Consider the following 24,428-nt stretch of genomic DNA (forward strand, 5'->3'; position numbering starts at 1 on the left):
CTATGCTGGCATTAGGAAGTACGCTATTAACCGAACAAAAACAGCGAAAAATGGCCATTCCCTGTTTATTTTTAGCCTGTGTTTTTATGTTTTTTATTGCACTAAGTAAAGGTGGCGTAAATTTAAGCTTAAGTGAAATAGTGGCAATAATTAACCAGCTTGAAACTGATAGCTTAAAAAACGCTATTATTTGGCAAATACGCTTACCGCGCATAGTGTTAGCCATGGTGGTAGGTGCAGGGCTAGCCGCTTGTGGCTGTGCTATGCAGGCAATTTTTAGAAACCCATTAGCCGATCCGGGTTTAATTGGTGTGTCGAGTGGTGCAGCACTTGGCGCTGTAGCCACTATAGTGTTAGGCAGTAGTTTATTTGCTAACTTTAGCAGCACCTTGGGTGTTTATGCAGTACCGGTTGGCGCATTTATTGGCTGTATTAGTGTGTGTGTATTTATTTATAGATTAAGCGCTCACAGTGGTCAGTTTACAATTATAAGCTTATTACTAGCAGGTATTGCTGTTAACGCCATTGTGGGATCGCTCATTGGTGGGCTTACATTAATTAGTAACGAGCAACAACTGCGCGATTTAACATTTTGGAGTATGGGGTCGTTAGCCGGTAATCACTTTGCCATGATGCTGCCCTCTTTATGTATTATTGTTTTGAGTGTGGTTTTATTACTACGCCTAGCAAAACCTCTTAATTTATATTTACTAGGCGAAGCGCAAGCTAAACATTTAGGCATTAATGTAACGCGGCTTAAAAAACAGGTATTTATTTGTACGGCATTGTGCACCGGTGCTGCCGTCTCCATTACCGGTATTATTGGCTTTGTTGGTTTTATTGTGCCGCATATTGTAAGGCTTGTTTTAGGGCCCGATCATCGTTACTTAATGCCAGCAAGTATTTTAGGCGGGGCGCTGTTATTAAGCTTTGCTGATTTATTTGCACGCACTGTGATGCTCCCTGCAGAGTTACCTATTGGCTTAATAACCAGTGCTATTGGTGGCCCTTTCTTTTTAATTATGTTGTTAAAAACTTATCAGCAACGGAGCTTATAAATGCTGTGCGCTAATAATGTGTCGGCCCAAATTGGGCAAAAAAAACTACTCAAGCATATTAACTTTTATGTAAAACCTAACGAGTTAGTGGTAATTATAGGCCCTAATGGAGCAGGTAAATCGTCGTTACTAAAAGCCTTATGCGGCGATATAAAAATTAATAATGGTGATATCACACTTAATGATCGCCTACTTAGCGACTACTCAATAGCAAGCTTGGCTACATTACGCGCTGTGCTTACGCAAAATTACGAACTCGACTTTCCATTTAGCGTAGCTGAAGTGGTTGATATGGCGCACTTTGCCCATCAAGCAGACTATAGTAAACAGCAGCTTATGCATTTTTCAGAGCAAGTAATGCAAGCACTTAGTGTAACGCACTTAAAAGCCCATACCTTTACACAACTCTCTGGCGGAGAAAAGCAGCGCGTACAACTTGCGCGGGTATTATGCCAAATTCAGCCTAGCCTAGTTGCCAATAAAACACCTTACTTACTAATTGACGAGCCCACCTCTAGCTTAGATATTTTTCATCAATACGATGTAATGGCTCAAGCTAAAAGTATTGCAAGCCAAGGCGCAGGAGTGGTTGCCGTGATCCACGACCTATCGCTTGCTGCCAGTTTTGCAGATCGAATTTACATGCTTAATAATGGCGAAGTAGCCGCATGCGGTACACCAAAAGAAGTGCTTACCCCTGCGCTGCTTAAGCGGGTATATAACATTAGCGCCAGGCTTGAAAATAACACCACCGAGGTTATGCCACACATTCAAATGTGTTACTAAATTACTTAAAAATAACGCCCTAATATCAGCGTTTATTCAGCTTTAAAAATCAATAAGACTTAAACGCACCGCTATTGCGTATCGGCTTTGCAGTTGCACTAAAAAATAGATAAGCTGCATGCACTTATCTATTTTATTTAGCTTTGGAGTGTGTTTTGCTAAATAAGTATGCTGTATCGTCTATTGCTTTTTTAATCGGGTGTTTAATGCCATTACAATCTTCTATAGCTCAACCTGCGCTTACGCTTGAACAACAACTTGGCCAAAAGCTATTACTCGACTTTCGCTATTTTTGTCACCAAGGTGCAAGCAAACAGTGCCGAACGCCAATGACTCAATTACCCGATGAACTGGCAAACGCCATTAGTAAATACAATATTGGCGGGGTGATTTTATTTTCTGAAAACACCCAATCTATTGAACAAATAATTACCCTTAACCAACAATTACAACATGCTGCAAGTAAATCAAGCTCTGCATTACCTTTGTTTATTTCGGTTGATCAAGAAGGCGGCCGTGTTGCACGCCTACCGCGCGATGTAGCAACCTCGTTTACCGGTAATATGTCGATTGGTGCTACTTTTGAAAAGCACGACAGTTATTTTGCCGCGCAAAGCGCTAAAGTAATGGCCACCGAGCTAAGTGCTTTGGGTATTAACGTTAATTATGCGCCTTCAATCGACGTAAATATGAATCCAGATAACCCCGTTATTAATGTACGCTCTTTTGGCGAGGACCCTAAGCGCGTTGCAACTTTAGGTGCCGCTCAAGTTGCTGGGTTTGAAAATAACGGCATTATTAGTTCACTTAAACATTTCCCGGGCCACGGCGACACTAACGTAGATAGCCATACGGGCTTACCTAGGGTAAACCATGCAAAAGAGGTTATTTACCAACAAGATCTAGCCCCTTTTAAACAGATTATTGCCACGCAAAGCCCTGGCATGATCATGACCGCACATATTCAGTACCCTGCGCTTGATAGCAGTACCTTTACCAGTGTTGATGGTAAAAGCATGATTAAACCCGCAACTATGTCGCGTAAAATAATTACTGATATTTTACGCCATGAGCTTAATTATAATGGCGTAGTAGTAACCGATGCACTTGATATGGCAGGTATTAGTCACTTTTTTAATCCTACTCAAGCGGTTATAAACACCTTTGCTGCAGGGGTCGATATTGCCTTAATGCCAATAGAAATTCGCAGCATAGATGACTTAACCAAACTTGATCAGCTCATTAAAGATTTAGTCGCTGCAGTTAAGTCAAAGCAACTTAATCAGCAAGAAATAACTGAGTCGGCGCAGCGTATTACAACGCTTAAAAGTAAGTTTAAACTTAATACCAGTTTTAATGCCATTAATGCGCTAGTTAACGCCAAGCACGTTATTGGGAGTAAAGCGCATCGCGATATTGAAGCACAATTAGCGGTAGAGGCTATTACACAGGTTAAAAACACTCATAATACACTGCCACTTACACTTAAAACTGGGCAACATGTTCATATTATAATGCCCGACACCCGCAAATGCATGGCACTACAACAAGCCCTGCAAAGCATTAGTAAACAAACGCTTAACTATACTTGTAGTAGCTTGCAAGGCTTTGATCCGCAACAAGCGCACACAGACATTAATAAAGCCGATGTTGTTATAGCGGGTAACGCAACGCCAAATCAAAGTGCGGTAGAAATTGGCGGTATGGATGATTTAAAAAACGCTCCTCAATTTGCACTTAGCAACGCACAGCAACCAAAAGCACTTGAGTCGTTATTAAAAGTGGCAAAAAAGCAAAATAAAAACACGGTATTTATTAGTCTAAGAGCGCCTTACGACATTGCTGAGTTTAGCGATTATGCGCATGCTGTACTTGCATCATATGCCTATAATATTGATCACGATAAAAACGATATTGTAACAGGCCCCGCATTTACCGCTTTAGCACACGTACTGTTAGGTAAATTGCCAGCTAATGGCACTTTGCCTGTAACAATAAAAAAGTAAGGAGAACTTAAATGCTATTAAATTGCGATTTAGGTGAAAGCTTTGGTGCTTGGAAAATGGGCTTAGATGAAGAAGCTATGCCGCACATTAATATGGCTAACATTGCTTGTGGTTTTCATGCGGGTGATGCCGATGTAATGGCAAATACGCTCAAGCTGGCAAAACAGCATAAGGTACAAATTGGCGCTCATCCTAGCTACCCAGATCAACAAGGTTTTGGCAGACGATCTATGGCGCTAAGTGCAAGCGAGCTTACAAATTGTCTGCACTATCAAATTGCTGCATTAGAAGGTATGGCCAAAGTACAAGGCTTAAGCCTTAGTTATGTTAAGCCCCATGGCGCACTTTATAACGACATGATGCTTAACGAGCAGCTTTTAACTAGCGTAATGAGCGCAGTAGCACACTACCCTAGCCCATTAAAATTAATGATTTTAGCTACTGCTGATGCTAAAAAGCATCAAAAAATGGCCGACACTTTAGGGTTAAAATTAATATTAGAAGCCTTTGCCGACAGACAATACACCGACGAAGGGCTTTTAGTGTCAAGGCAGTTAGCAGGCAGTGTGCATAACGAGCAAGCTTTAATTGAGCAAGTAAAGCAACTGTTAGCTGATGGCAGCGTAACTACGCGTTCAGGTAAAAAGTTAATTTTAGATGCCGATAGTTTATGCGTACACGGCGATAACCCTGCCGGTATTGCACTCATTCAACAAATAAAGTTATTGTGTAAACGGTAAAGCATTATTTAATATGTTCAGTTGTAAACCCCCTTTACAGCTGAACCGTTTTACAGATTTAGTCACCCACGCAATTACTTCATCGCCCTAGCTATTATTTTTAAACTCTCTAACATATAACTATTATTAACAACCACAGGGATTTGAAATGAAAACATTTTTTGCGCTTAGTCTATTAATAAGCACAGGTAATCTTGCCTTTGCCAATAGCAGCACCCTACAGTTAGAAGATGTATTTACGCTTGAATACGCTAACCAGCTAGACATTACCAAAGACGGTAAAACAGTTTATTTTGTACGTAACAGAATGGATATAAAAACCGACCGTAAAATAGGTAATATTTGGACAGTAGATTATAAAACACGACAAATTCAACCGCTTACTTCTGGCGTGCATATGGATCATTCGCCCAAGTTGTCGCCGGACGGCTCTCGTTTAGCGTTTATTTCAAACCGTGACGGTAGCAACCAAATTTACATGAAATGGCTTAAAACTGGCGCGGTTAGCAAAATAAGTAACCTTACAAGTACGCCAAAAGCGCTAAGCTGGAGCCCAGATGCTAAGCAACTCGCATTTAGTATGTTTGTTGCCACCACATCAAGCTCACCCATTAACTTACCTGGTAAACCTGAAGGCGCTACTTGGGCAGAGCCAGCTAAATATATTGACGATGTGTATTATCGTGCTGATGGTGCTGGTTACTCTAAGAAGGGCTTTGAGCAATTATTTATTATTGACGCAAATGGCGGCAATGCTAAACAGCTCACCTTTGATGAGTTTAATAACGGCGGCGAAGTTAGCTTTAGTAAAGATAAAAAAGCGTTATATTTTTCGGCTAATAGGCATAACAATTACTTGTTAAAACCAACTAACAGCGAAGTATATAAACTTAATTTAATTACGCTTGAAGTAACCGCTGTAACCGATAGAAACGGCCCCGATCGCCAACCTCAAGTATCGCCTAATGGCCGCTACCTTGCGTATACCGGTTACGATGACAAGCAAACTAATTACGAAAACACCCAATTGTATATTCGCGACCTACGTTCGGGTAAAACAACTAATTTAACTGCCGACTTAGACCGCAGCGTAGCTAAAATAAAGTGGAGCGGTAACTCTAAAGGCATTTACTTTAGTTACGCTGATCAAGGGCAAACCACGTTAGCGTACCAACCTCGTAGCGGTTCACGTAAAGTTATTACTGAAAAAATTGGCAGCGTTTCGTTTGGTCGTCCTTATTCTGGTGGCGACTTTGATGTGAGCGAAGATGACGAAATTGTGTTTACCCTAGCCGACACGCAGCGCCCTGCCGATGTAGCGGCAATTAAACGTGGTAAAGCACAGCGCTTAACAAGTTTAAATGACAACTCGCTGGGGCATAAACAACTAGCCAAGGTAGAAGAGCTATGGCTTAAATCGAGCCACGATCAACTGCCAATTCAAGCTTGGGTAGCCTACCCGCCTGGTTTTGACAGTAATAAAAAGTACCCATTAATTCTTGAAATTCATGGTGGCCCGGTAGCCAATTACGGCCCGCACTTTAGCGCCGAGGTACAATTATATGCGGCTAAGGGAAACGTTGTATTGTATATGAACCCTCGCGGGAGTGATTCTTACGGCAAAGAGTTTGCACAAACTATTCATCATAATTACCCAAGTAACGATTATGACGACTTAATGACTGGAGTAGATGCTTTAATTGCCAAAGGTTTTATTGATGAGTCTAAATTGTTTGTTACCGGTGGCTCTGGTGGCGGCGTACTTACCGCGTGGATAGTTGGCCATACCGACCGTTTTGCCGCAGCCGTGGTTGCTAAACCTGTAATTAACTGGATCAGTTTTGTACTAACTGCCGACTTTTACCCGTTCTTTGCTGACTATTGGTTTCCGGGTAAGCCGTGGGATCATATAGAACATTATATGAAACGCTCGCCAATTAGTTATGTCGGCAATGTAAAAACACCCACTATGCTACTAACCGGTGAATCTGATTTCCGTACACCGATTTCAGAAACCGAACAGTTTTATCAAGCATTAAAGCTACAAGGTGTTGAAACCGCTATGGTACGTATTCCCGATGCATCACATGGTATTACCGCTCGTCCGTCTAATTTAATGGCTAAAGTTGCCTATATTCAATGGTGGTTTGATAAACACACTAAATAACCTAAACATACCGCTTGGTATGTAAGTTAAAGCCACTTTTTTAAAGTGGCTTTTTTACATTACCAATAAGTGTAAAGGGGGTTTACAGTAAGTAACCTAAACTCAGGTTAGGTATTTTTAATAGTAACGCCTAGGCAAACTACAAACGCCGCGGCAAGTTAATTAACCTGACCTCTGGTTAAGAGATTTACTAACGTATTGAATCATATTTATATTTAATTTTATTTTCTCTAGTCAGAGGTTTTCAGTGAAAACAAGGCGAATTTACGGGTCAATAACTGGCCTATTGCAAGAAAATTCAACGCAGTTAGCGCTGAAAAAAGCTGCTTGAGATCCGGATCTCAGGTTAATTATAGCCAAAAAGTACTCACTCCCCCTTTAGGGATATAGTCCACTTTAACTATATTCACCTACACGCTAACATCAGCAATATAGAGATAAAGCCATCTAAATGCTTACTAATACTTAAGCTATCTTAATGCCTAGCTTAAGTATCGGACTTAACTATTATTTGAGTTGGTAAAATTTCGGTTTATACAATTAAATACCCACTGAGTTGGTAAAAAACCGGTTTGAGCTAGTGTTTATAGGCCCTCAGTTAGTAAAAAAGTGTTTTGTCGATGGCTCAAGTTAGTAAAAAATCGGTTTATTATAAGGTGAATGTTCACTCAAAAAGCTAAAATCAGTCACTTATGGCCTTTATTTACAGTTTATAAAGCCATAAAAGTGCTAAAAAGGTTAAATAATGGGCTTTACACTAAGCTTGGTTAAACTCTGATCCGTAATTATAGCCAGCTAGTTAAATACTGATCTGTTGCGGGTAGCTACTTAACTGAACTGGTTAAAAGGTTTACTAAAGTATTAAACTGTAATGATAATTTTATTTTCTTTAATTAGAGGTTTATTTGAGGAGTGGGGAGGAAACAAGGCAGCTTTACGCGCCCATGGCTGGCCTATTGCAAACAAATTCAATGCAGTTAACGTCAAAAAGCGACTAGAGATAGCTTTATTACCCACAGACAGGTTACTTAATTATACGCATAAAAAAAGGGCCTTTCGGCCCTTTACGTAACACTATCTAGTTGAATTAGAATTGGTTCATGGTGTTATCTTCACCACCGGCTTTAAGCGCATTATCACCAGAGAAGTACTCTTTGTGTGTATCGCCAATGTTAGAGCCTGCAAGGTCTTGGTGCTTAACAGACGCTTGTTCGCGACGAATCTCTTGACGCTGTACATCACGTACATAAGCCAGCATACCTAAGTCACCAAAGTAACCTTCTGACAAAATATCCGTACTTAGTGCTGCTGTATGGTACGTTGGCAATGTGATTAGGTGATGGAAAATACCGGCTTCACGTGCACCATCACGTTGAAAGTTTTGTACTAGTAAATCGGCTGCTACTGCAAGCTCGGTAGCATCCATTTCTGGTGCCATAAGGCCTTTATTGTCACCCAAGCTTGGGTAAGCGCTAAGGTCACGGCCCGCTTCTTGCCATTCTTGATACACTTGCTCACGAAACTTAAGTGTCCAGTTAAACGACGGTGAGTTGTTATAAACAAGCTTAGCATCTGGCACTTGCTCTTTAACACGATTAACCAGCTCAGCAATTTGCTTAACATGTGGTTTTTCGGTTTCAATCCACAGTAAATCTGCACCCGACTGTAGGCTAGTTACACAATCTAGTACTACGCGGTCTTTTTCTGTGCCTTCGCGGAACTGGAATAAACCATTATCAAGGCGCGTTGGTTTGCAAAGTTGGCCATTAAGCTTCATTGCAGTGTCGCCTTCATTTAAATCTTCAACACCGTTAATTGGCGTAGTTTCTAAAAATGCATTGTACTGGCTAGCTAAGTCACCTGGAGTTTGTGAAACCGGTACTTTTTGCGTTAGGCTGGCGCCTAGTGAATCGGTACGCGCAACAATAATACCGTTATCAATGCCCAGTTCTAAAAATGCGTAACGTACTGCGTTAATTTTAGCTAAAAAGTCTTCGTGCGGTACAGTTACTTTACCTGCTTGATGGCCACATTGCTTAGCGTCGGACACTTGGTTTTCGATTTGAATTGCACAAGCACCTGCTTCAATCATTTTTTTAGCGAGTAGGTAAGTCGCTTCTTCGTTACCAAAACCGGCATCAATATCAGCAATAATTGGCACTACGTGCGTTTCAAAGTTATCAATTTTATCTAGTACCGCTTGTACGTCGCCGCCGTTTGCTTTAGCTGCATCTAGGTCATTAAATAAATGGTCTAGTTCACGTGCATCGGCTTGCTTTAAAAAGGTGTAAATTTCTTCAATTAGTGCCGGAACTGAGGTTTTTTCGTGCATACTTTGATCCGGAAGCGGACCAAACTCTGAACGAAGTGCCGCAACCATCCAGCCACTTAAGTATACATAACTACGCTTAGTTGTTTTTTGATGGCGCTTAATAGCCATCATCATTTGTTGCGCAGTAAATCCATGCCAACAACCTAAAGACTGAGTGTACTGGCTTGTATCAGCGTCGTATGCGGCCATGTCTTCACGCATAATGTCAGCAGTAAACTGTGCAATTTCTACCCCAGTACGAAAGCGATTTTGTAAACGCATACGTGTTGCATATTCAGGGTTAATGGTTTTCCATGCACTACCTTGTTTTTTACAAAGTGTTGCTAATGTATCTGTTTCGCTTTTATATGTAGTCATAATTAAAATCCTTTGAACGGGGTAAATTATTATAGTGTTATGAGAGTGACTGCTTTAGTTGCTCTGCAGCGCTTAATTAAACATTAGGCTTATTTTTCAGATTTAGTAAATTTATAGTTGTTATTACGGCTATACATATCATGAATGAGTAAATTGCACTCAACCTCCCTTTTTTACGTTATGGTTACACTACGCACACTAAAATTTACAATATCGCGACCGTTTAAGGATTATTAAAATGCCCCATACTCTCACTCACTCAGGACTCAGCGTAGACAACCAACTAGCTGACTTTGTTAAAAACCAGCTATTACCTGGTACACATTTAAATGAGCAGCAATTTTGGCAGCGCTTTGCGCATATTGTACAAACATTAACGCCAGTAAATAGAGCTCTACTTGCTAAACGCGAACAGCTACAACAGCAAATTGATGAGTATCATCTGACCAATAAAAGCTGGGATAAAGCACAGTATCAGGCGTTTTTAACCGACATAGGTTACCTAGTAAACGAGCCTGAAAATTTTAGTATTGAAACAAAAAATGTTGAGCCCGAAATAGCACAAACAGCTGGGCCGCAGCTGGTAGTGCCGGTAAGCAATGCACGCTTTGCACTTAATGCTGCAAACGCGCGTTGGGGTTCGTTATACGATGCCCTATACGGTACTGATGTACTAAGCGAAGAAGATGGTGCCGAAAAAGGCCGCACGTATAACTCAGTTCGTGGTTTTAAAGTAATGGCATACGCGAGACAGTTTTTAGATAAAGCCTTGCCACTAGAAAACGGCTCGCATATAGAGAGTACTAACTATTCAGTTGTTGATGGCGCGCTATCAATTACTCTACGCGACAGCTCACAAACCAAACTAAAAAAGCCAGAACAATTAGTGGGTTACCAAGGTGAAGCACAAAACCCTAGCGTTATTTTGCTCAAAAATAATGGCCTACACCTTGAACTGCATATAGATCACCATCACCCAATAGGCCAAGCAGATAAAGCAGGCTTAAAAGATGTGGTACTTGAAGCTGCGCTTACCACTATTATGGACTGCGAGGACTCTATAGCTGCAGTTGATGCAGAGGATAAAGTACAAGTTTATAAAAACTGGTTAGGTTTAATGCAAGGCAACTTAGTCGAATCGTTTAAAAAAGGCGATAACATAGTCGAACGTACCCTGCAAAGCGACCGTCAATATACTGCGCTAAATGGTGAAACCTTAAGCTTAAAGGGCCGCAGCATGATGTTTGTGCGCAATGTAGGCCACCTAATGACCAATCCTGCAATTACCGACGTAAGCGGTAACGATGTGTTTGAAGGCATTATGGATGCCATGTTTACTGCAACAGCGGCGCTACATGACTTAAATTCTAGCAGTGCGCTTAAAAACTCCAGTGCGCAAAGTATAAACATTGTAAAACCTAAAATGCATGGCCCAGAAGAAGTGGCATTAACAAACACGCTATTTAACATGGTTGAAGAAGCACTTGGCTTAGAAAAAAACACCATTAAAATGGGCATTATGGATGAAGAGCGCCGTACTTCAGCTAACCTAAAAGCCTGTATTCATGCAGCAAAAGAGCGTGTTGTATTTATTAATACCGGATTTTTAGATAGAACAGGTGATGAAATTCATACCTCAATGCACGCCGGTGTAGTACTGCCTAAAGCCGCTATTAAATTAGAGCCGTGGATCAGCGCCTACGAAGATCGCAACGTAGACATTGGTTTGGCTTGTGGCTTAAGCCATAAAGCACAAATAGGTAAAGGTATGTGGGCTATGCCCGATAAAATGGCATTAATGATGGAGCAAAAAATAGCTCATCCTAAATCAGGTGCTAATACCGCGTGGGTGCCCTCCCCCACTGCAGCAACTCTGCATGCTATGCATTATCATGATGTAGATGTATTTAGCGAGCAGCAAAGCATTGCTAAGCGTGCTATTGCCAGCCTAGATGAGCTACTTACCCCGCCATTAATGGACGAGCCTGAGCTACTTAGCAAAGAAGATATTAAAACCGAGCTTGAAAACAACGCCCAAGGTATTTTAGGTTATGTAGTACGCTGGATTGACCAAGGGATTGGCTGCTCTAAAGTGCCCGACATAAACCACATTGGCCTTATGGAAGACAGAGCAACACTGCGTATTTCAAGCCAACATATGGCTAACTGGCTGCATCATGGTATTTGCAGCGAGCAACAAATTAGATCAACCATGGCCAAAATGGCAAAAGTGGTAGATGGCCAAAATGAACATGACAGTGCTTATAAGCCTATGGCAATTAGTGAGCAATCACTTGCTAATAATATTGCCTACCAAGCTGCACTAGCCTTAGTGTTAGAAGGAGCTAAGCAACCAAGTGGCTACACTGAGCCTTTATTGCACAGCTACCGCTTAAAATATAAAGCGCAGCAGGGTACTTAACACTTAACTTCAAGTAATAAAACCCCCTAGTTAGCATACAAAAACCAGCCAAAGTGCTGGTTTTTATTTATTTGCCAAAAATACCAGCCATTATTAATAACTAAGGTGAATGGCTAACATTCATCTTAGTAACCGTTATTAGTTTTTAACCACAAAAAAGCGCGTTTTGCTTGCACAAAACACGCTTTTTCTAAAATTATTACCGCTTTAATATACAGCTTTAATTAGTTTTTGATGATTGCGTTGTGATAAATATTTTGTACGTCATCACAATCCTCAAGCATAGTGATGAACTTATCAAAGTTAGCAATTACTTCTTCATCTGTAATTTCAATATGCACTTGCGGGACAAAAGTAATTTCGTCTACTTCAAAATTAATGCCTTCAAACGCCTCTTCAAGGGCTGTTTTAGCTTTAAAGTATTCTGTATGTGGGGCAAACACCGATACTTTACCGTCTTCTACTTCAACATCGGTTACATCAACGTCAGCCATCATTAGTGCTTCTAACACAACTTCGTCGTCATCGCCTGAAAAACCAAGCACAGCAAAATGATCAAACATATGCGCTACACAACCCGGTGTACCAATTTTTGAATCTGTTTTAGTAAAAGGCAAACGTACATCTTTAATAGTACGATTTGGGTTATCGGTTAAACAGTCAACAATAACCATACAATTTCCAGGGCCATAACCTTCGTAACGTGCAGTTGAGTAATCCTCCCCTGCTCCACCGGCGGCTTTTTCAATTGCTTTTTCGATAACATGCGCAGGCACTTGATCTTTTTTTGCCTTTTCGATTAAGCGGCGCAAAGTTTGGTTTACATCTGGGTCAGGTTCGCCGTTTTTAGCTGCAACGTAAATTTCTTTGCCGTATTTTGAATTTACTTTAGTTTTTGCGTTAGCCGTTTTAGCCATCGAACTTTTACGAACTTCAAATGCTCTGCCCATCATGTACCTCTAATGAATACGTTAAACTTGTCGACATTTTACCAATTCAAAACGTATTGGGCTAGCACCACGTTAATATATAACGTTTATAACACCACACTAATTACATAAAAAAATAAACAAAGCGCTATTTAACATAACACAACTTTTTGTGCGTAATTGTCAATTAAAGTAACTAACTGCGTAAAATCATGTAATACATAATCGGCCTGGCTAGCATAACTAGGAGTAACATCGGGGGCGTATAAACATGCACGCATATTGGCATTATGCGCTGCCTGAATATCATATAAAAAATCGCCCACATACAATAAATTACTTGGGCTCATATTCCACAAGGTAGCAATATTATTTAATGCACTCGGATCGGGTTTTGCTGGCGCGTCACTTCGGGTAAGTACGATTTCTATTGGCAGTGGATTATTTTGTAACTTAATAGCGGCCGCTTTGTCAAAATTGCGTGTAACTATCGCCATTGGAATGTTTTTAGCTTTAAGGGCATTTACAGCCTCACTCACACCGGGTAGCATTTTGGCATGTTGAGCGTCGAGTAACTCATGCTGATGTACAATATTCATTGCTTCTTCGCGCATATATGCTGAAGGCAATTGGGCAATATAATCGAGTAAGTCTTGCTCACACGGGCACCCTATTTGCGCTTTAATTAATGAAAAATCTAATTCTGATGACACTAAAGTGCCATCTAAATCAAAAATCACACCTTTAATCGCTTCAATCTGCATTTATATATCCTTCCTTGTATTTAATACCCATTGAATTAAACCCTATATAAAAATAACTTCATCGTTTATAAAACTAAATCACTGATGAATAACAAAATTTATATACCTAACCTGACCTCTGGTTAAGAGATTTACTAACATACTAAATCATAGTTATATTTAAATTTATTTTCTCTAGCCAGAGATTTTCAGTGAAAACAAGGCGAATTTACGCGTCAATAGCTGGCCTATTGCAAGTAAATTCAACGCAGTTAGCGCTGAAAGTAGCTGCTTGAGATAGATTTATTATCCAAAGTTCAGGTTACCTTGCTTGCTAAAAAGCACACTAATATACAAGGTATATTAACGTAATTTAGTATTAAGTCGATCAGAAAAACGGGAATGAAAATAACAAAAACGCGCACAGTGACTGTGCGCGTAGTTTGTAGGATTATTGTTGCTCAAACCTTGCTTCAAGCCAAGTGTCGTCTTGAGTAAAGTTTAAGGTTTTTATTTTTCCTTGTCCTTCAACGTTAACCATATTAACTTGCGAAGGCCATAAGTCGCGCAGTGCACCGTTACTCATTTTAATTCCTGCAATTTTTACCGGAATTGGCGCTTCTTGGTAAACCCAAAAAAACTTGCCATCAACTTGTGCTCCTACAAAGTTAAGCGGCAGTGGTTCACCGTTTAACGTTTGTAGCGCAACATGCGACTCTACATACTTAGCAAAGCGTTGTTGATCTATTTTATTGCTAATAATATCAACCTTACCTTTAAATAAGTGCGCCACAGCATGCTCAGTATCGTGCAAATAAAAACGATGCATTAGCTCAATATTATTAGTACGTTTATTAAAAAGCACAGTAGTAACAGACGACTTTAATTGATGCGCCATACTAGGCGCAGCAATTAATAAACTAACAATAATTAGCAATATGCGCATTATTGTTGCTCCTCACTGCTGTTATTTTCGTCACCTTTAGGTTCATCTTTTTTAAGCTCGGTTTTAATATCTTGCATGATATCGCGGCTTACTTTTGCTTTGCTCTTTTCTTTTTTAAATACTTCTATGCGTGATGGAATAATACGACGTGGGTAGTTATTATTTTCAATATCTACGTCAGCCGTTTCCCAGCGCGGATCGATAGTAACCGACACCAGCGATTTATTTTTGTCTGTCACTATTAGTTTTTGCACATTTTTATAATTACGACGCCAAATTTCGGCCGCAATATAACGATCTTCTTTGCTGCCATCTTCAAAAGTCAGCTCTAATAAAATAGGCATTACTAAGCCGCCTACGTTAGAAAACTCCATTACGTAGTAGTTTTGGTCTTCTTTTATTGCACGCTCAAGCGTTTTACGCTCCCACGGCTCTAAGCCCTTTAAAAACTTGTTGTACGCGTTGCGTTCTTTATTAGTAACGGTAAAACGGTCGTTTTCATCATAAAAGTCAGTAACATCGGGATTTTCTTCTACCCAGGTTTTTTTACCTTGTGCGCGGTTACGCTCTACAAACAGCGAAGTTGGCTTATTTGCTTCAATATCGCGCAAGCGACTAAAATCAATATCAGGGTTTTTAGTGTCTAAACGCAGTTGATATACCTTATCTAAAGCAATATCTACGTGATCTGTGGTAAAAAACCAACCACGCCAAAACCAATCTAAATCAACACCCGAAGCTTCTTCCATGGTACGAAAAAAATCAGCTGGGGTAGGGCGCTTATACTTCCAGCGCTGGGCGTATTCTTTAAACGCAAAATCAAACAGCTCTCGGCCTAAAATAACTTCACGTAAAATATTAAGTGCAGCAGCGGGTTTAGTGTACGCGTTAGGGCCTAAACGCAATACGCTGTCTGACTGGGTCATTATAGGCACTTGAATTTCTGACTTCATATACGCCACTATATCGCGCGGCTCAACACCCCATGGAATGCTCGGGTCCCACTCTCGCCCTGCAACACCGTCTAAAAAGCTATTTAAACCTTCATCCATCCAAGTCCATTGGCGCTCATCTGAGTTTACTATCATCGGAAAGTAAATATGACCCACTTCATGGATCACTACACCGAGTAAAAATCGTTTTTCTGCTTGAGAGTAAGTACGAGTTCCATCATCTTGCAGCTTAGTGCGCGGGCCATTAAAGGTGATCATTGGGTATTCCATACCACCAACAGGGCCATTTACTGACTGCGCGGTTGGGTATGGGTAATCAAATGAATACTTTGAATACACTTCCATAGTGTGAATAACAGCTTCGGTTGAATATTTTTTCCATAAATCGCCCCCTTCTTTAGGGTAAAACGACATAGCCATAACCAATGGCTGCTCATCACCGCCTTGCTGATAGCCTTTAGCATCCCACATAAATTTGCGTGACGACGCCCAAGCAAAGTCGCGTACGTTATTAGCTTTAAAGTGCCAAGTTTTAGTTTTATCTGTACTGGATTTTTCGTTATCGAGCGCTTCTTCTTCACTAACAATAAACACAGGGCGTTTAGCATTTTCGGCTTGCTTTAAACGTTTGCGTTGCCTGCTCGTTAATACGCTACTTGCGTTATTAAGCTTACCCGTTGCCGACACGATATGGTCCGCAGGTACGGTAATTTCAACATCGTAATCACCAAACTCTAAGGTAAATTCGCCGCCACCTAAAAATGTTTTATTAGTCCAAGCTTCGTAATCAGTATAAGCAGCTAAACGCGGAAACCACTGCGCCACTAAAAATATATCGTTACCATCTTTTTCAAAGTGCTCATAGCCCGAGCGTGCGCCTACTGCATCTTCTTCAACTAAATTAAATGCAAAGTTCATGCTAAATTCGGCTTCTTTACCTGGCTTTAACGGCTTATTTAGGTCAATGCGCATTAAGGTATCAACCACGGTTACACGTAACTCGTTGCCATTGTCATCTTTTACATTGCTAATTGTATAGCCAAGCTCGTTGTCACTCATAAACTGTTGACGACGAAGGTCGCCTAAACTTAACTTGGCGGGTTTATCGGCTGGTAAACTTGTTAAAGTACTTTTAAACGTTTGCGTGGTTTCTGCAATTGAATCATTTTTAAAAACGTTTTGATCTAACTGTAACCATAAGTACTTTAATGTGTGTGGTGAATTGTTTTTATATTCTATTTTTTGGCTACCGCTTATACGGCGCTTTTTTTCGTCTAATTGTACGTCAATATCGTAATTAACGCGTTGCTGCCAATAATTTTCGCCAGGTTCTCCGGCAGCACTTCTATAAACATTTGGTGTTGGCAATGCTTCGTCTAGTTGACGAAACTTATCGATATAGCTGCCTTTGGTTTGCTCAATAGCAGACGCTAAAACAGTGCTCGACATTGCTATTGGCAATATAACCGCACTTAGCGTATAAATTATTTTTTTCATTATTAAACCTGTTAGATTTTAGTGTGCGCACTTTGACAAAATTATCGTTTTTCTTCAATAAAATAACGATAAAGTGCGACTTTTTCAGGCTAGTTTTCACTATTTTTTTACAATTAAAGCGCATTATTCTTTTAGATAAAATTAATTAAACGTGAATTAAAATAATAAAACTGTAAAGGGGCTTTACAGTTTGTCGTTTTAAATAAAAATAATTGCCAAATATCAGCTAAAAATAACGGCTTACAGCTACTAAATCTCCCTCTGTATTTTGGCTTCAAAGGTAGCCAAATGTAATTATTTAGCAAAAAAGTTAATCCCTTTGTATGAGAAACCGCCAATAGTGAAGTTTAAGGTTGATCTTTGTATCCATTTGTACTTAGAATCGCCCACTTTTTTCATTTGAGGGTAATTTAATATAATTATTTTCAAATATGTTTATTAATATTTTAGTGTTGAAAAGTGTGGTGGTGTATGGATTTTTATGTTCTAAAAAAGCAGCAAAAACTAATTGCTATTCCAGCAGACGCGCAAAACTGTAAGCAGTATTTAAACTCAGGTTATTTGTATATTGACAAAGTGGCCGCTTGTAACGAAAAAAATGCATTGAAAGCGTTACAAGCTAAAAAAGCCAAAGCAATTAAACTGCCGTTATTTATGGCACTTTTAGCCTTGCCTCTTATTTATGTTGGTTGGTTTAGCTTAGGAGCTAGCTAAAGCCCATTCACCCTAGCAAGATGAGCCTATAAGGTTGCATCTTTAACTGCCTTGGGTATATTGGCGCTCTTACGATTTTTTAAGAGCGCTACATGAAAGTTCTGCACACTTCTGATTGGCACCTTGGCCAACAATTTTATGAATATGACCGTCGTCATGAACACCTTGCTTTTTTCACTTGGCTGTTAGCCACTCTCGTTGAGCAACAAATAGATTTACTGCTCGTTGCTGGCGATATTTATCATACTGCAACCCCCAGTGCTAGCGCCGAGAATCAACTCTATCAATTTATTAAAGATGCCAAAAAGCAGTGCCCTAATTTACATGTAGTAATTATTGCCGGGAACCACGACTCTGCAAATCGTATTTTAGCCGCGCAACCGTTACTCGCTCAATTTGATACCCATGTTGTAGGGCGTTTTGAGGCAACAGCAGCGGCTGATAGCGTAATCACTATTAACACTAACAAAAAACGCGCTGTAATCGTTGCCATGCCATTTTTGCGCGCAAGCGATGCAACTACACTCAGTCAAACCAAAAGCGGCCCTAGCTATGCCCAAGGCGTTAAAAAGGCATATGAACTTGCCCTTGAGCATGCAGCTACTTTACAAAGTGAAAATACCCCGTTAATTGTTATGGGGCACCTTCATGCTAAAGGCGGCGATATATCGAGTGACTCTGAGCGCAACTTAGTAATAGGCGGCGAAGAAGCCATATCTGCCAACGTATTTGGTAAACAAGCACACTACGTTGCGCTGGGGCATTTACATAAAGCGCAGCAAGTTGCTAAAAATGAATGCATTAGATACAGCGGTACGCCAATTCCTATGTCGTTTTCAGAGCGAAATTACAGCCACCAAGTAAATGTAGTTGAATTTAATAGCGATGAAAAACAGCAAATTAGTGTAACTGTAAACCCCCTTTACATTCCTCGTTTAGCCGATGTAATAGTTTTACCGAAAGGGGAGTGCGTACCATTAGCTGAGCTATGCGAGGAAATTAAAGCCCTCGACACCACAGCCAATACAATAGCACCATATTTACGGGTAAAACTTAAATCTAGCGATACCGACACCACCTTCAGAGAACAAATAGAACAAGCTCTTGAGGGTAAACATATTCGTTTTTGTGGCATAGAGCGCGTGCGCGAACAATCAGCTAACAATGAAGGCGGCGCAGTATTTGAAGATTTAACTGAAGTTGAAATGCTCAACCCACTTAATTTATTAGAACAAGCATTTGCAAACGACAAAGATATGCACGGTGAAAGCGTACCCGACGCACTAAAAAATCTATTAAACGATGTTATTAACGAACTAGAGGAGCAACAGCAACTATGAAAATAACCGCAGTGCGTATTCATAACTTAGCTTCTATTGTTGATGCCGAAATAGACTTTTTAGCAGCCCCGCTAAAAGACGCCGGATTATTTGCAATTACCGGCGATACCGGCGCAGGTAAAAGTACTATTTTAGATGCTATTTGCTTAGCTTTATATGCTAAAACCGCAAGGTTAGGTGGCGATAGAGGCAATAAGGTAGAGTTTCAAGGCGACAGCATTAGGCTTAATGACGCACGTAATTTACTTAGGCGAGGAACGTCTAATGGCTTTGCTGAAGTAGACTTTGTAGGACAAGATAAAGAAAGTTACCGAGCGTGTTGGAGCGTTAATCGCTCGCGAGGCAAAAGCGACGGCAATTTACAAGCAGCACAGCATACGCTTTATTTGTTACCTGATGATACGTTAATTTCATCAGATAAAAGTAAAACAGTAAAACAAATAGAAGCCAAAATAGGCTTAACCTTTGATCAGTTTTCGCGAGCAGTGTTATTAGCGCAACACGAATTTGCCGCGTTTTTAAAAGCCACCGGCGATGAGCGCGCACAGCTTTTAGAATGCTTAACCGGTACCGATAAATTTAGCCGTATTGGTGTACGTATTTTTGAGCGTAATAAAGAGCTAAAAGAAAAGTTTGAATTACTCCAAGCGAGTTTAGCAAGTTACACATTACTAAGTGAAGATGAATTAGCCGCTAAACAAACTTCGCTTAATGAATTAAAACTGCAAATTGAACACACTAAAAAAACCTTAACAACTACAGAGAAAAATTTAAATTGGTATAAACAAGCCAATACGCTTGAGCAAGCACTTAAACAAGCACAGCAAAACCAGCAACAAGCGCAAAACGAGCTTAATGCTATTGCTCAGCAAAGTGAGCAAGCTAAACAAGCACAAAGCGCACTTGAAATTAAAGATAACCGCAGTCGCTTTAAAAGTTTAACAGCTCAAAATATTGAGTTAAGTACGAAAGTAAGTGACTTAAAAAGTATAGATCACACTGCAATAATTACTGCGCATGCTAATACGCTTAGTAAGCACCAAGAGATATTACAAACAGCTAAAGAACAAAAACAAACTGCTGAGCCTATTATTGCTAAAGCGCGCGAGCTCGACAGTCAATTAGCTATTCAAGCACAAACCATTGCAAGCCTTACCCAGCAAAGCGAAAAAGAGCAATTACAATTAAACGATTTGCAGCAGCAATTTAAGCAAAGCCAATCTGTGCTTGATGAAGCTACAAAATTAAGTGCCCAGCATCAGCAGTGGTTAACTACGCATACACAATTAAAACCTTTAGCCAATGATTGGAATTACTATCAGCACAGTTTTAATCAGTTTTTAAACGCAACTGAGCAATTAAAAACAACGGCACATCAAAACCAAAAGTTAGTGGCTGAGCAGGCTAAGCAAGCGACGCTTTTAACCGCGCAAAATGCAAAGGTTGAGTCACAAGAACAGCTACTTGCTAGTGAGCAAAAAAATCTTAACCAATTAAATGAGCAGCAACGCCAATTTAATATTGAACAGTGCGATGTAAAGCTTAAAAATATTGATTACTTAAAAGATCAACGCGAGCGCTATAAACAGTTTAATCATGAACTAAAATACAGCACACAACAGCAAACACGCGTTGCAGAAAAACTTATCCAAAGTGAGCAAGCGCAAAACGCATTATTACAAAATTTGGCTTCGTGCGAGCAAACGCTTAAGCACAACGAATACACGCTTAGCCAAGCACGCCTTCGCGCCAGTGAAAATGTAGAACACTTACGTACACAACTTGCTCCTAACGAGCCATGTTTAGTGTGCGGTGCAACTGAGCACCCATATGCAAGCACTCAAAACCAGCAATTAAATAACTTAATAGCCGATTTTGAAACAGCTTATAACAATGCAAAACAGCAACGCGATAGCGCCCAAACCCAGCTGCATCAGCACCAAACACAACATGCTGTGTTAGTGGCCGAGCAAACGCAACATAGCCAAGCAATACAAATTGCACAGGCTAAGCAGCTAGAAATTAAAACGACCATGCAAGAGGCTCGCACCGAGCTTAACGCGTTAACAACCGAGCAGCTTGATGAAACCTACCAGCAACTCAGCGAGCAAAAAGCCCAGTACTTTGCAGTACAAACACAGCTGCGTACCTTACAAGAAAAAGTAAATCAGCAGTTTAATGCTTTAAAAACCGAGCAACACGCACAGCAGCAATTACAAAACCAGCATGTTGAGTTAACTAATCAGCTAAACCAATTAAGCAGTAAACATAACGAGCTAAGCGTACAAATAAACGAGCTAAGCGCAGCGCTTAACGCGCAATTTGAACACAGCGATTTTTGGCAGCAGCTGCAAAGTGAATCGCTTACCCTAAGCGATTTAAACAAACAGGTTGAGCAATACCAGCAAACACTAACGCAGCTTGAGCAAAGCCAAAAACAGCTCGACAGTGCAAACCAGCAACTACAGCAATTAACGCCATTAATCACTAAAAGTGAGCACGCACTTAAAGCATTAAATGACGATTTAGCCAAAGCGCAGCAACAGCAAAATATTACGCAAAGCGAGCGCTTAGCTTTATTTAATAATGAGCAAATAAGCGCAAGCGACTATCAAACCAAACTAGCCATGCAGCTTGAGCAATGTCAAACACAGCTAAATGCCAGCCAACAAGCGCACGAAAAAGCAATTAAACAGCGCGACGAGCATGCCATTACACTTAAAAATGTTGAGCAACGCTTGCAAGAGCACGCCCAGGAGCTAACCAGCCTTGAGGCACGTTACTTAGAGTGGTTTACTGAGTTTAAAGCGCAACATAGCGATGCAACACACGAACAGGTCACTATTTTACTAACCTTAAGTAGCGAGCAAATTAAAGCGCACTTAAAACAGTTTGAACAAGTATCACAAACGCTAACCGATACAAATGCGGCGCTTAAACAGCAACAAAAATCGTACACTGAGCATCAAAATACTGACAAGCCTTCAAAAAACCACGATGAGTTAACTGAGCAGCTAAATGTATTAAATACCCAGCAAACAGAGCTACAAAATAGCTTGCTTGCCACTAATACCGCTATTGAGCAGCACAACCAAAATGCTAAAACGCTCAAAGGCAAACAAGCTGAGTTAACTACGCTTAAAACGCAAGTTGATCAGTGGCATTTACTTAATAAAGTATTAGGCGATGCAACCGGTAAAACCATGCGTAATTTAGCGCAAACGCAAACTTTAAAAATACTGCTGCACTATGCAAATAGTCATTTAAAAACCCTTAATAAACGCTATGAATTAACTGCTATTGAGCACTCTTTAGATATTGCTATTATTGACCGCGACATGGCCGATGAGCAACGCTCTGTAAATACGCTCTCTGGTGGTGAATCATTTTTAGTCTCTTTGGCGCTGGCTTTAGGGCTTGCTTCATTGTCGTCAAACAAAGTACAAATCAATTCTTTGTTTATTGACGAAGGGTTTGGTACGTTAGACAGCGAAACGCTCAGTGTTGCAATGGATGCACTTGATTCATTACAAGCACAAGGGCGAAAAGTAGGTGTTATATCGCATGTAAGCGAAATGAGTGAGCGCGTAGCAACACAAGTCCATGTGGCTAAAAAGCCGGGCGGTTATTCTAGCGTAGAAATTGTGTGATATTAATTTATCTTGATAACACCCATTGTATTTATGATCCCCAAAAAACTTGGGGTCTATAAAGGAAGTAATAATGCCAACATTTACAGATGATCAAGCAACACAATACGATAGCCGCATTACGCGACTAGTACCAGGCTACGAGTTATTGCATCAACTAACTAATGCGCAACTGCAAGCCACATTAAAAGATAACGCACATATTTTAGTGGTAGGGGCGGGGACTGGCAAAGAGGTAATTGAATTAGCTAGCATTAATCCAACATGGAAGTTTACCGCACAAGATACCTCAAACGACATGCTTAGTGTTGCTAGCGATAAGTTTGCTGAGCAAGGAATAAGCGATAGAGTAACTGTACATTGCGGGCCTTTAGAAAAACTTAAAACTAAAGCCGATGCAGCCTTATGCTTATTAGTGCTACAGTTTGTAGAAGATAATGGCGATAAAAAGCAAGTTCTTAAAAACATTAAAGCAAGTCTGAACAAAGAAGCTGCACTGTATATTGCTGATTTAATGCGCCCAGAAACCTTATTTGAGCGTGACGCGCAACTTTTAACTAGTGCAAAACTAGGCTTAGGTGAGGCCGGACAAACTCATATTCGTCATAGCCTAGAAAATGAATTTTATCCGTTAGATCGCATGCGTTTTAGCGAGCTACTGCATGAGTGTGGATTTAGCACTATTCCTAAATTGTACTTTAAAGCGCTAGGTTTTAGCGGCTATGTAATTTAGTAACTGCTTAACTAAATAACTTAGTAACTTAGTAACTTAGTAACTTAGTAACTTAGTAACTACACCACTTAGTAGCTCAGCTTTAAATATTAAACAGCCCCGCCTAGCGCAGGGCTTTTTTAATGGGGTATATAATTAAAAATGCAGGTTTCGGGCTCGAACAATATCTTTCATCACAATGGTTGAGGTTAAACGTTGCACGCCTGGCAGCGCCGATAGTTTATCATCGTATAATTTTTGAAACGCGCCTAAATCTCTAGTCACCACATGTATTAAATAATCAGGTGTACCAAACAAACGCTGCGCATTAGTTATTTGTGGAATATCTTCAACTGCTAATTCAAGTTTAGCCAACGATGCTTTATCACCTTCTTTAATAGTAATAAAAACCAACGCAGAAAAATTAAGCCCTACTTTTTCTGGAGAGATCTCCGTCCTGTAGCCCACAATAGCTTTGGTTTTTTCTAATTCTTTAACTCGGCGGTGACATGGCGAAACACTAAGCCCCACGCGATCTGCAAGTTCTGAAAGAGTGAGTCGGCCATCAACTTGCAGCTCAGCAAGAATTTTCCGATCTATGCTATCCATATTCAATTGTTTCCTAATAATGGCGTTTAATAAGGTAAAATATAGTATTTTTCCCCATAAGAAAGCAATAAAATAAGCTCCCAATTATTTTAGGTTATTGTTGATGGATATTAATGTTATTTTTTCTTTTTGGCTGGTGTCAATATTGTTTGTACTTACCCCTGGTGCTGATTGGGCGTATACCATAAGCGCAGGAATTGCGGGAGATAAAATTATTCCGGCAGTTTCAGGGCTCTTGTTAGGCCACCTTATTGCCGCGCTGATTGTAGTGGTAGGTTTGGGTGCTATTTTAGCTTCACATGTGATGTTAATGAAATTTTTAACCTTATTTGGCGCACTGTATGTTGTTTGGATCGCGGTTTCGCTTTATAAAAACCCGCCAGTACCCGCTAATGCCGATCAGTTAAGGTTAATTGATCGGTTGACCGATCTAAATGATCGTGAATAATCCGTAATTAGTTTCGCTA

General features: G+C 40.3%; 17 protein-coding genes. 11 read left to right on the forward strand and 6 right to left on the reverse strand.

Annotated features, from left to right (window positions below):
* The first annotated feature begins 2 nt into the window (after positions 1-2).
* The 5 genes from HC000_RS12330 (at position 3) to HC000_RS12350 (ending at position 6,757) form a co-directional block, all read left to right on the forward strand.
* Entirely contained in the window at positions 3-1,058 is a 1,056-nt protein-coding gene (locus HC000_RS12330; protein ID WP_011329709.1) for an iron ABC transporter permease, read from the forward strand.
* Positions 1,059-1,844 carry a heme ABC transporter ATP-binding protein gene (locus HC000_RS12335; protein ID WP_179807802.1) on the forward strand — a complete coding sequence of 262 codons (786 nt, stop codon included), beginning with the start codon at positions 1,059-1,061 and terminating at the stop codon, positions 1,842-1,844.
* A 206-nt stretch (positions 1,845-2,050) separates the two neighbouring features.
* Entirely contained in the window at positions 2,051-3,850 is a 1,800-nt protein-coding gene (locus tag HC000_RS12340; protein WP_179807803.1) for a glycoside hydrolase family 3 protein, read from the forward strand.
* A gap of 11 nt (positions 3,851-3,861) precedes the next feature.
* On the forward strand, positions 3,862-4,590 hold the full coding sequence (locus HC000_RS12345; protein WP_179807804.1) for a 5-oxoprolinase subunit PxpA: 729 nt from the start codon (positions 3,862-3,864) through the stop codon (positions 4,588-4,590).
* Positions 4,591-4,738: 148 nt separating this feature from the next.
* Positions 4,739-6,757 (forward strand): S9 family peptidase, encoded by a 2,019-nt coding sequence (locus HC000_RS12350; RefSeq protein WP_179807805.1) that lies wholly within the window; start codon positions 4,739-4,741, stop codon positions 6,755-6,757.
* Positions 6,758-7,844: 1,087 nt separating this feature from the next.
* Here HC000_RS12350 and HC000_RS12355 read toward each other — a convergent pair.
* Positions 7,845-9,446, reverse strand: a complete 1,602-nt coding sequence (locus tag HC000_RS12355) for an isocitrate lyase (protein WP_011329704.1) — start codon at positions 9,444-9,446, stop codon at positions 7,845-7,847.
* Positions 9,447-9,684: 238 nt separating this feature from the next.
* Between HC000_RS12355 and HC000_RS12360 the strand changes: the two genes are divergently transcribed.
* Positions 9,685-11,868, forward strand: coding sequence for a malate synthase G (locus tag HC000_RS12360; RefSeq protein ID WP_179807806.1), 2,184 nt, complete (start codon positions 9,685-9,687; stop codon positions 11,866-11,868).
* A gap of 224 nt (positions 11,869-12,092) precedes the next feature.
* On the opposite strand, the gene HC000_RS12365 is transcribed toward HC000_RS12360, so the two are convergent.
* The 4 genes from HC000_RS12365 to HC000_RS12380 all read right to left on the reverse strand — a co-directional run bounded on the left by HC000_RS12365 (position 12,093) and on the right by HC000_RS12380 (position 16,936).
* Positions 12,093-12,818: a YebC/PmpR family DNA-binding transcriptional regulator gene (locus tag HC000_RS12365; protein WP_011329702.1), complete on the reverse strand. Its 726-nt coding sequence runs from the start codon at positions 12,816-12,818 to the stop codon at positions 12,093-12,095.
* 131 nt (positions 12,819-12,949) lie between these two features.
* Entirely contained in the window at positions 12,950-13,561 is a 612-nt protein-coding gene (locus HC000_RS12370; RefSeq protein ID WP_011329701.1) for an HAD family hydrolase, read from the reverse strand.
* A 430-nt stretch (positions 13,562-13,991) separates the two neighbouring features.
* Positions 13,992-14,486 (reverse strand): DUF6702 family protein, encoded by a 495-nt coding sequence (locus HC000_RS12375; RefSeq protein WP_058374662.1) that lies wholly within the window; start codon positions 14,484-14,486, stop codon positions 13,992-13,994.
* Entirely contained in the window at positions 14,486-16,936 is a 2,451-nt protein-coding gene (locus HC000_RS12380; protein WP_179807807.1) for a M1 family metallopeptidase, read from the reverse strand. Before HC000_RS12380 ends, HC000_RS12375 begins: the two co-directional genes overlap by 1 nt.
* A gap of 471 nt (positions 16,937-17,407) precedes the next feature.
* Here HC000_RS12380 and HC000_RS12385 point away from each other — a divergent pair, with 471 nt between their 5' ends.
* The 4 genes from HC000_RS12385 to HC000_RS12400 all read left to right on the forward strand — a co-directional run bounded on the left by HC000_RS12385 (position 17,408) and on the right by HC000_RS12400 (position 23,373).
* A complete protein-coding gene (locus HC000_RS12385) occupies positions 17,408-17,650 on the forward strand; it encodes a hypothetical protein (protein ID WP_011329698.1) in 243 nt (80 codons plus the stop codon).
* A gap of 92 nt (positions 17,651-17,742) precedes the next feature.
* Entirely contained in the window at positions 17,743-18,990 is a 1,248-nt protein-coding gene (locus HC000_RS12390) for an exonuclease SbcCD subunit D C-terminal domain-containing protein (RefSeq protein ID WP_179807808.1), read from the forward strand.
* Positions 18,987-22,640 (forward strand): AAA family ATPase, encoded by a 3,654-nt coding sequence (locus HC000_RS12395; protein WP_179807809.1) that lies wholly within the window; start codon positions 18,987-18,989, stop codon positions 22,638-22,640. The genes HC000_RS12390 and HC000_RS12395 overlap by 4 nt, the downstream gene beginning before the upstream one ends.
* A gap of 73 nt (positions 22,641-22,713) precedes the next feature.
* The gene (locus tag HC000_RS12400) at positions 22,714-23,373 is read left to right on the forward strand and encodes a class I SAM-dependent methyltransferase (RefSeq protein WP_179807810.1); all 660 of its coding nucleotides are present in this window, start codon (positions 22,714-22,716) and stop codon (positions 23,371-23,373) included.
* A gap of 135 nt (positions 23,374-23,508) precedes the next feature.
* On the opposite strand, the gene HC000_RS12405 is transcribed toward HC000_RS12400, so the two are convergent.
* Positions 23,509-23,961, reverse strand: a complete 453-nt coding sequence (locus tag HC000_RS12405; protein ID WP_011329694.1) for an Lrp/AsnC family transcriptional regulator — start codon at positions 23,959-23,961, stop codon at positions 23,509-23,511.
* A gap of 103 nt (positions 23,962-24,064) precedes the next feature.
* Here HC000_RS12405 and HC000_RS12410 point away from each other — a divergent pair, with 103 nt between their 5' ends.
* A complete protein-coding gene (locus HC000_RS12410; protein WP_257025516.1) occupies positions 24,065-24,409 on the forward strand; it encodes a LysE family transporter in 345 nt (114 codons plus the stop codon).
* Positions 24,410-24,428: the final 19 nt, after the last annotated feature.

The sequence above is a fragment of the Pseudoalteromonas sp. MIP2626 genome (genome assembly GCF_013414205.1).
Classification (GTDB): Bacteria; Pseudomonadota; Gammaproteobacteria; order Enterobacterales; family Alteromonadaceae; genus Pseudoalteromonas; species Pseudoalteromonas nigrifaciens.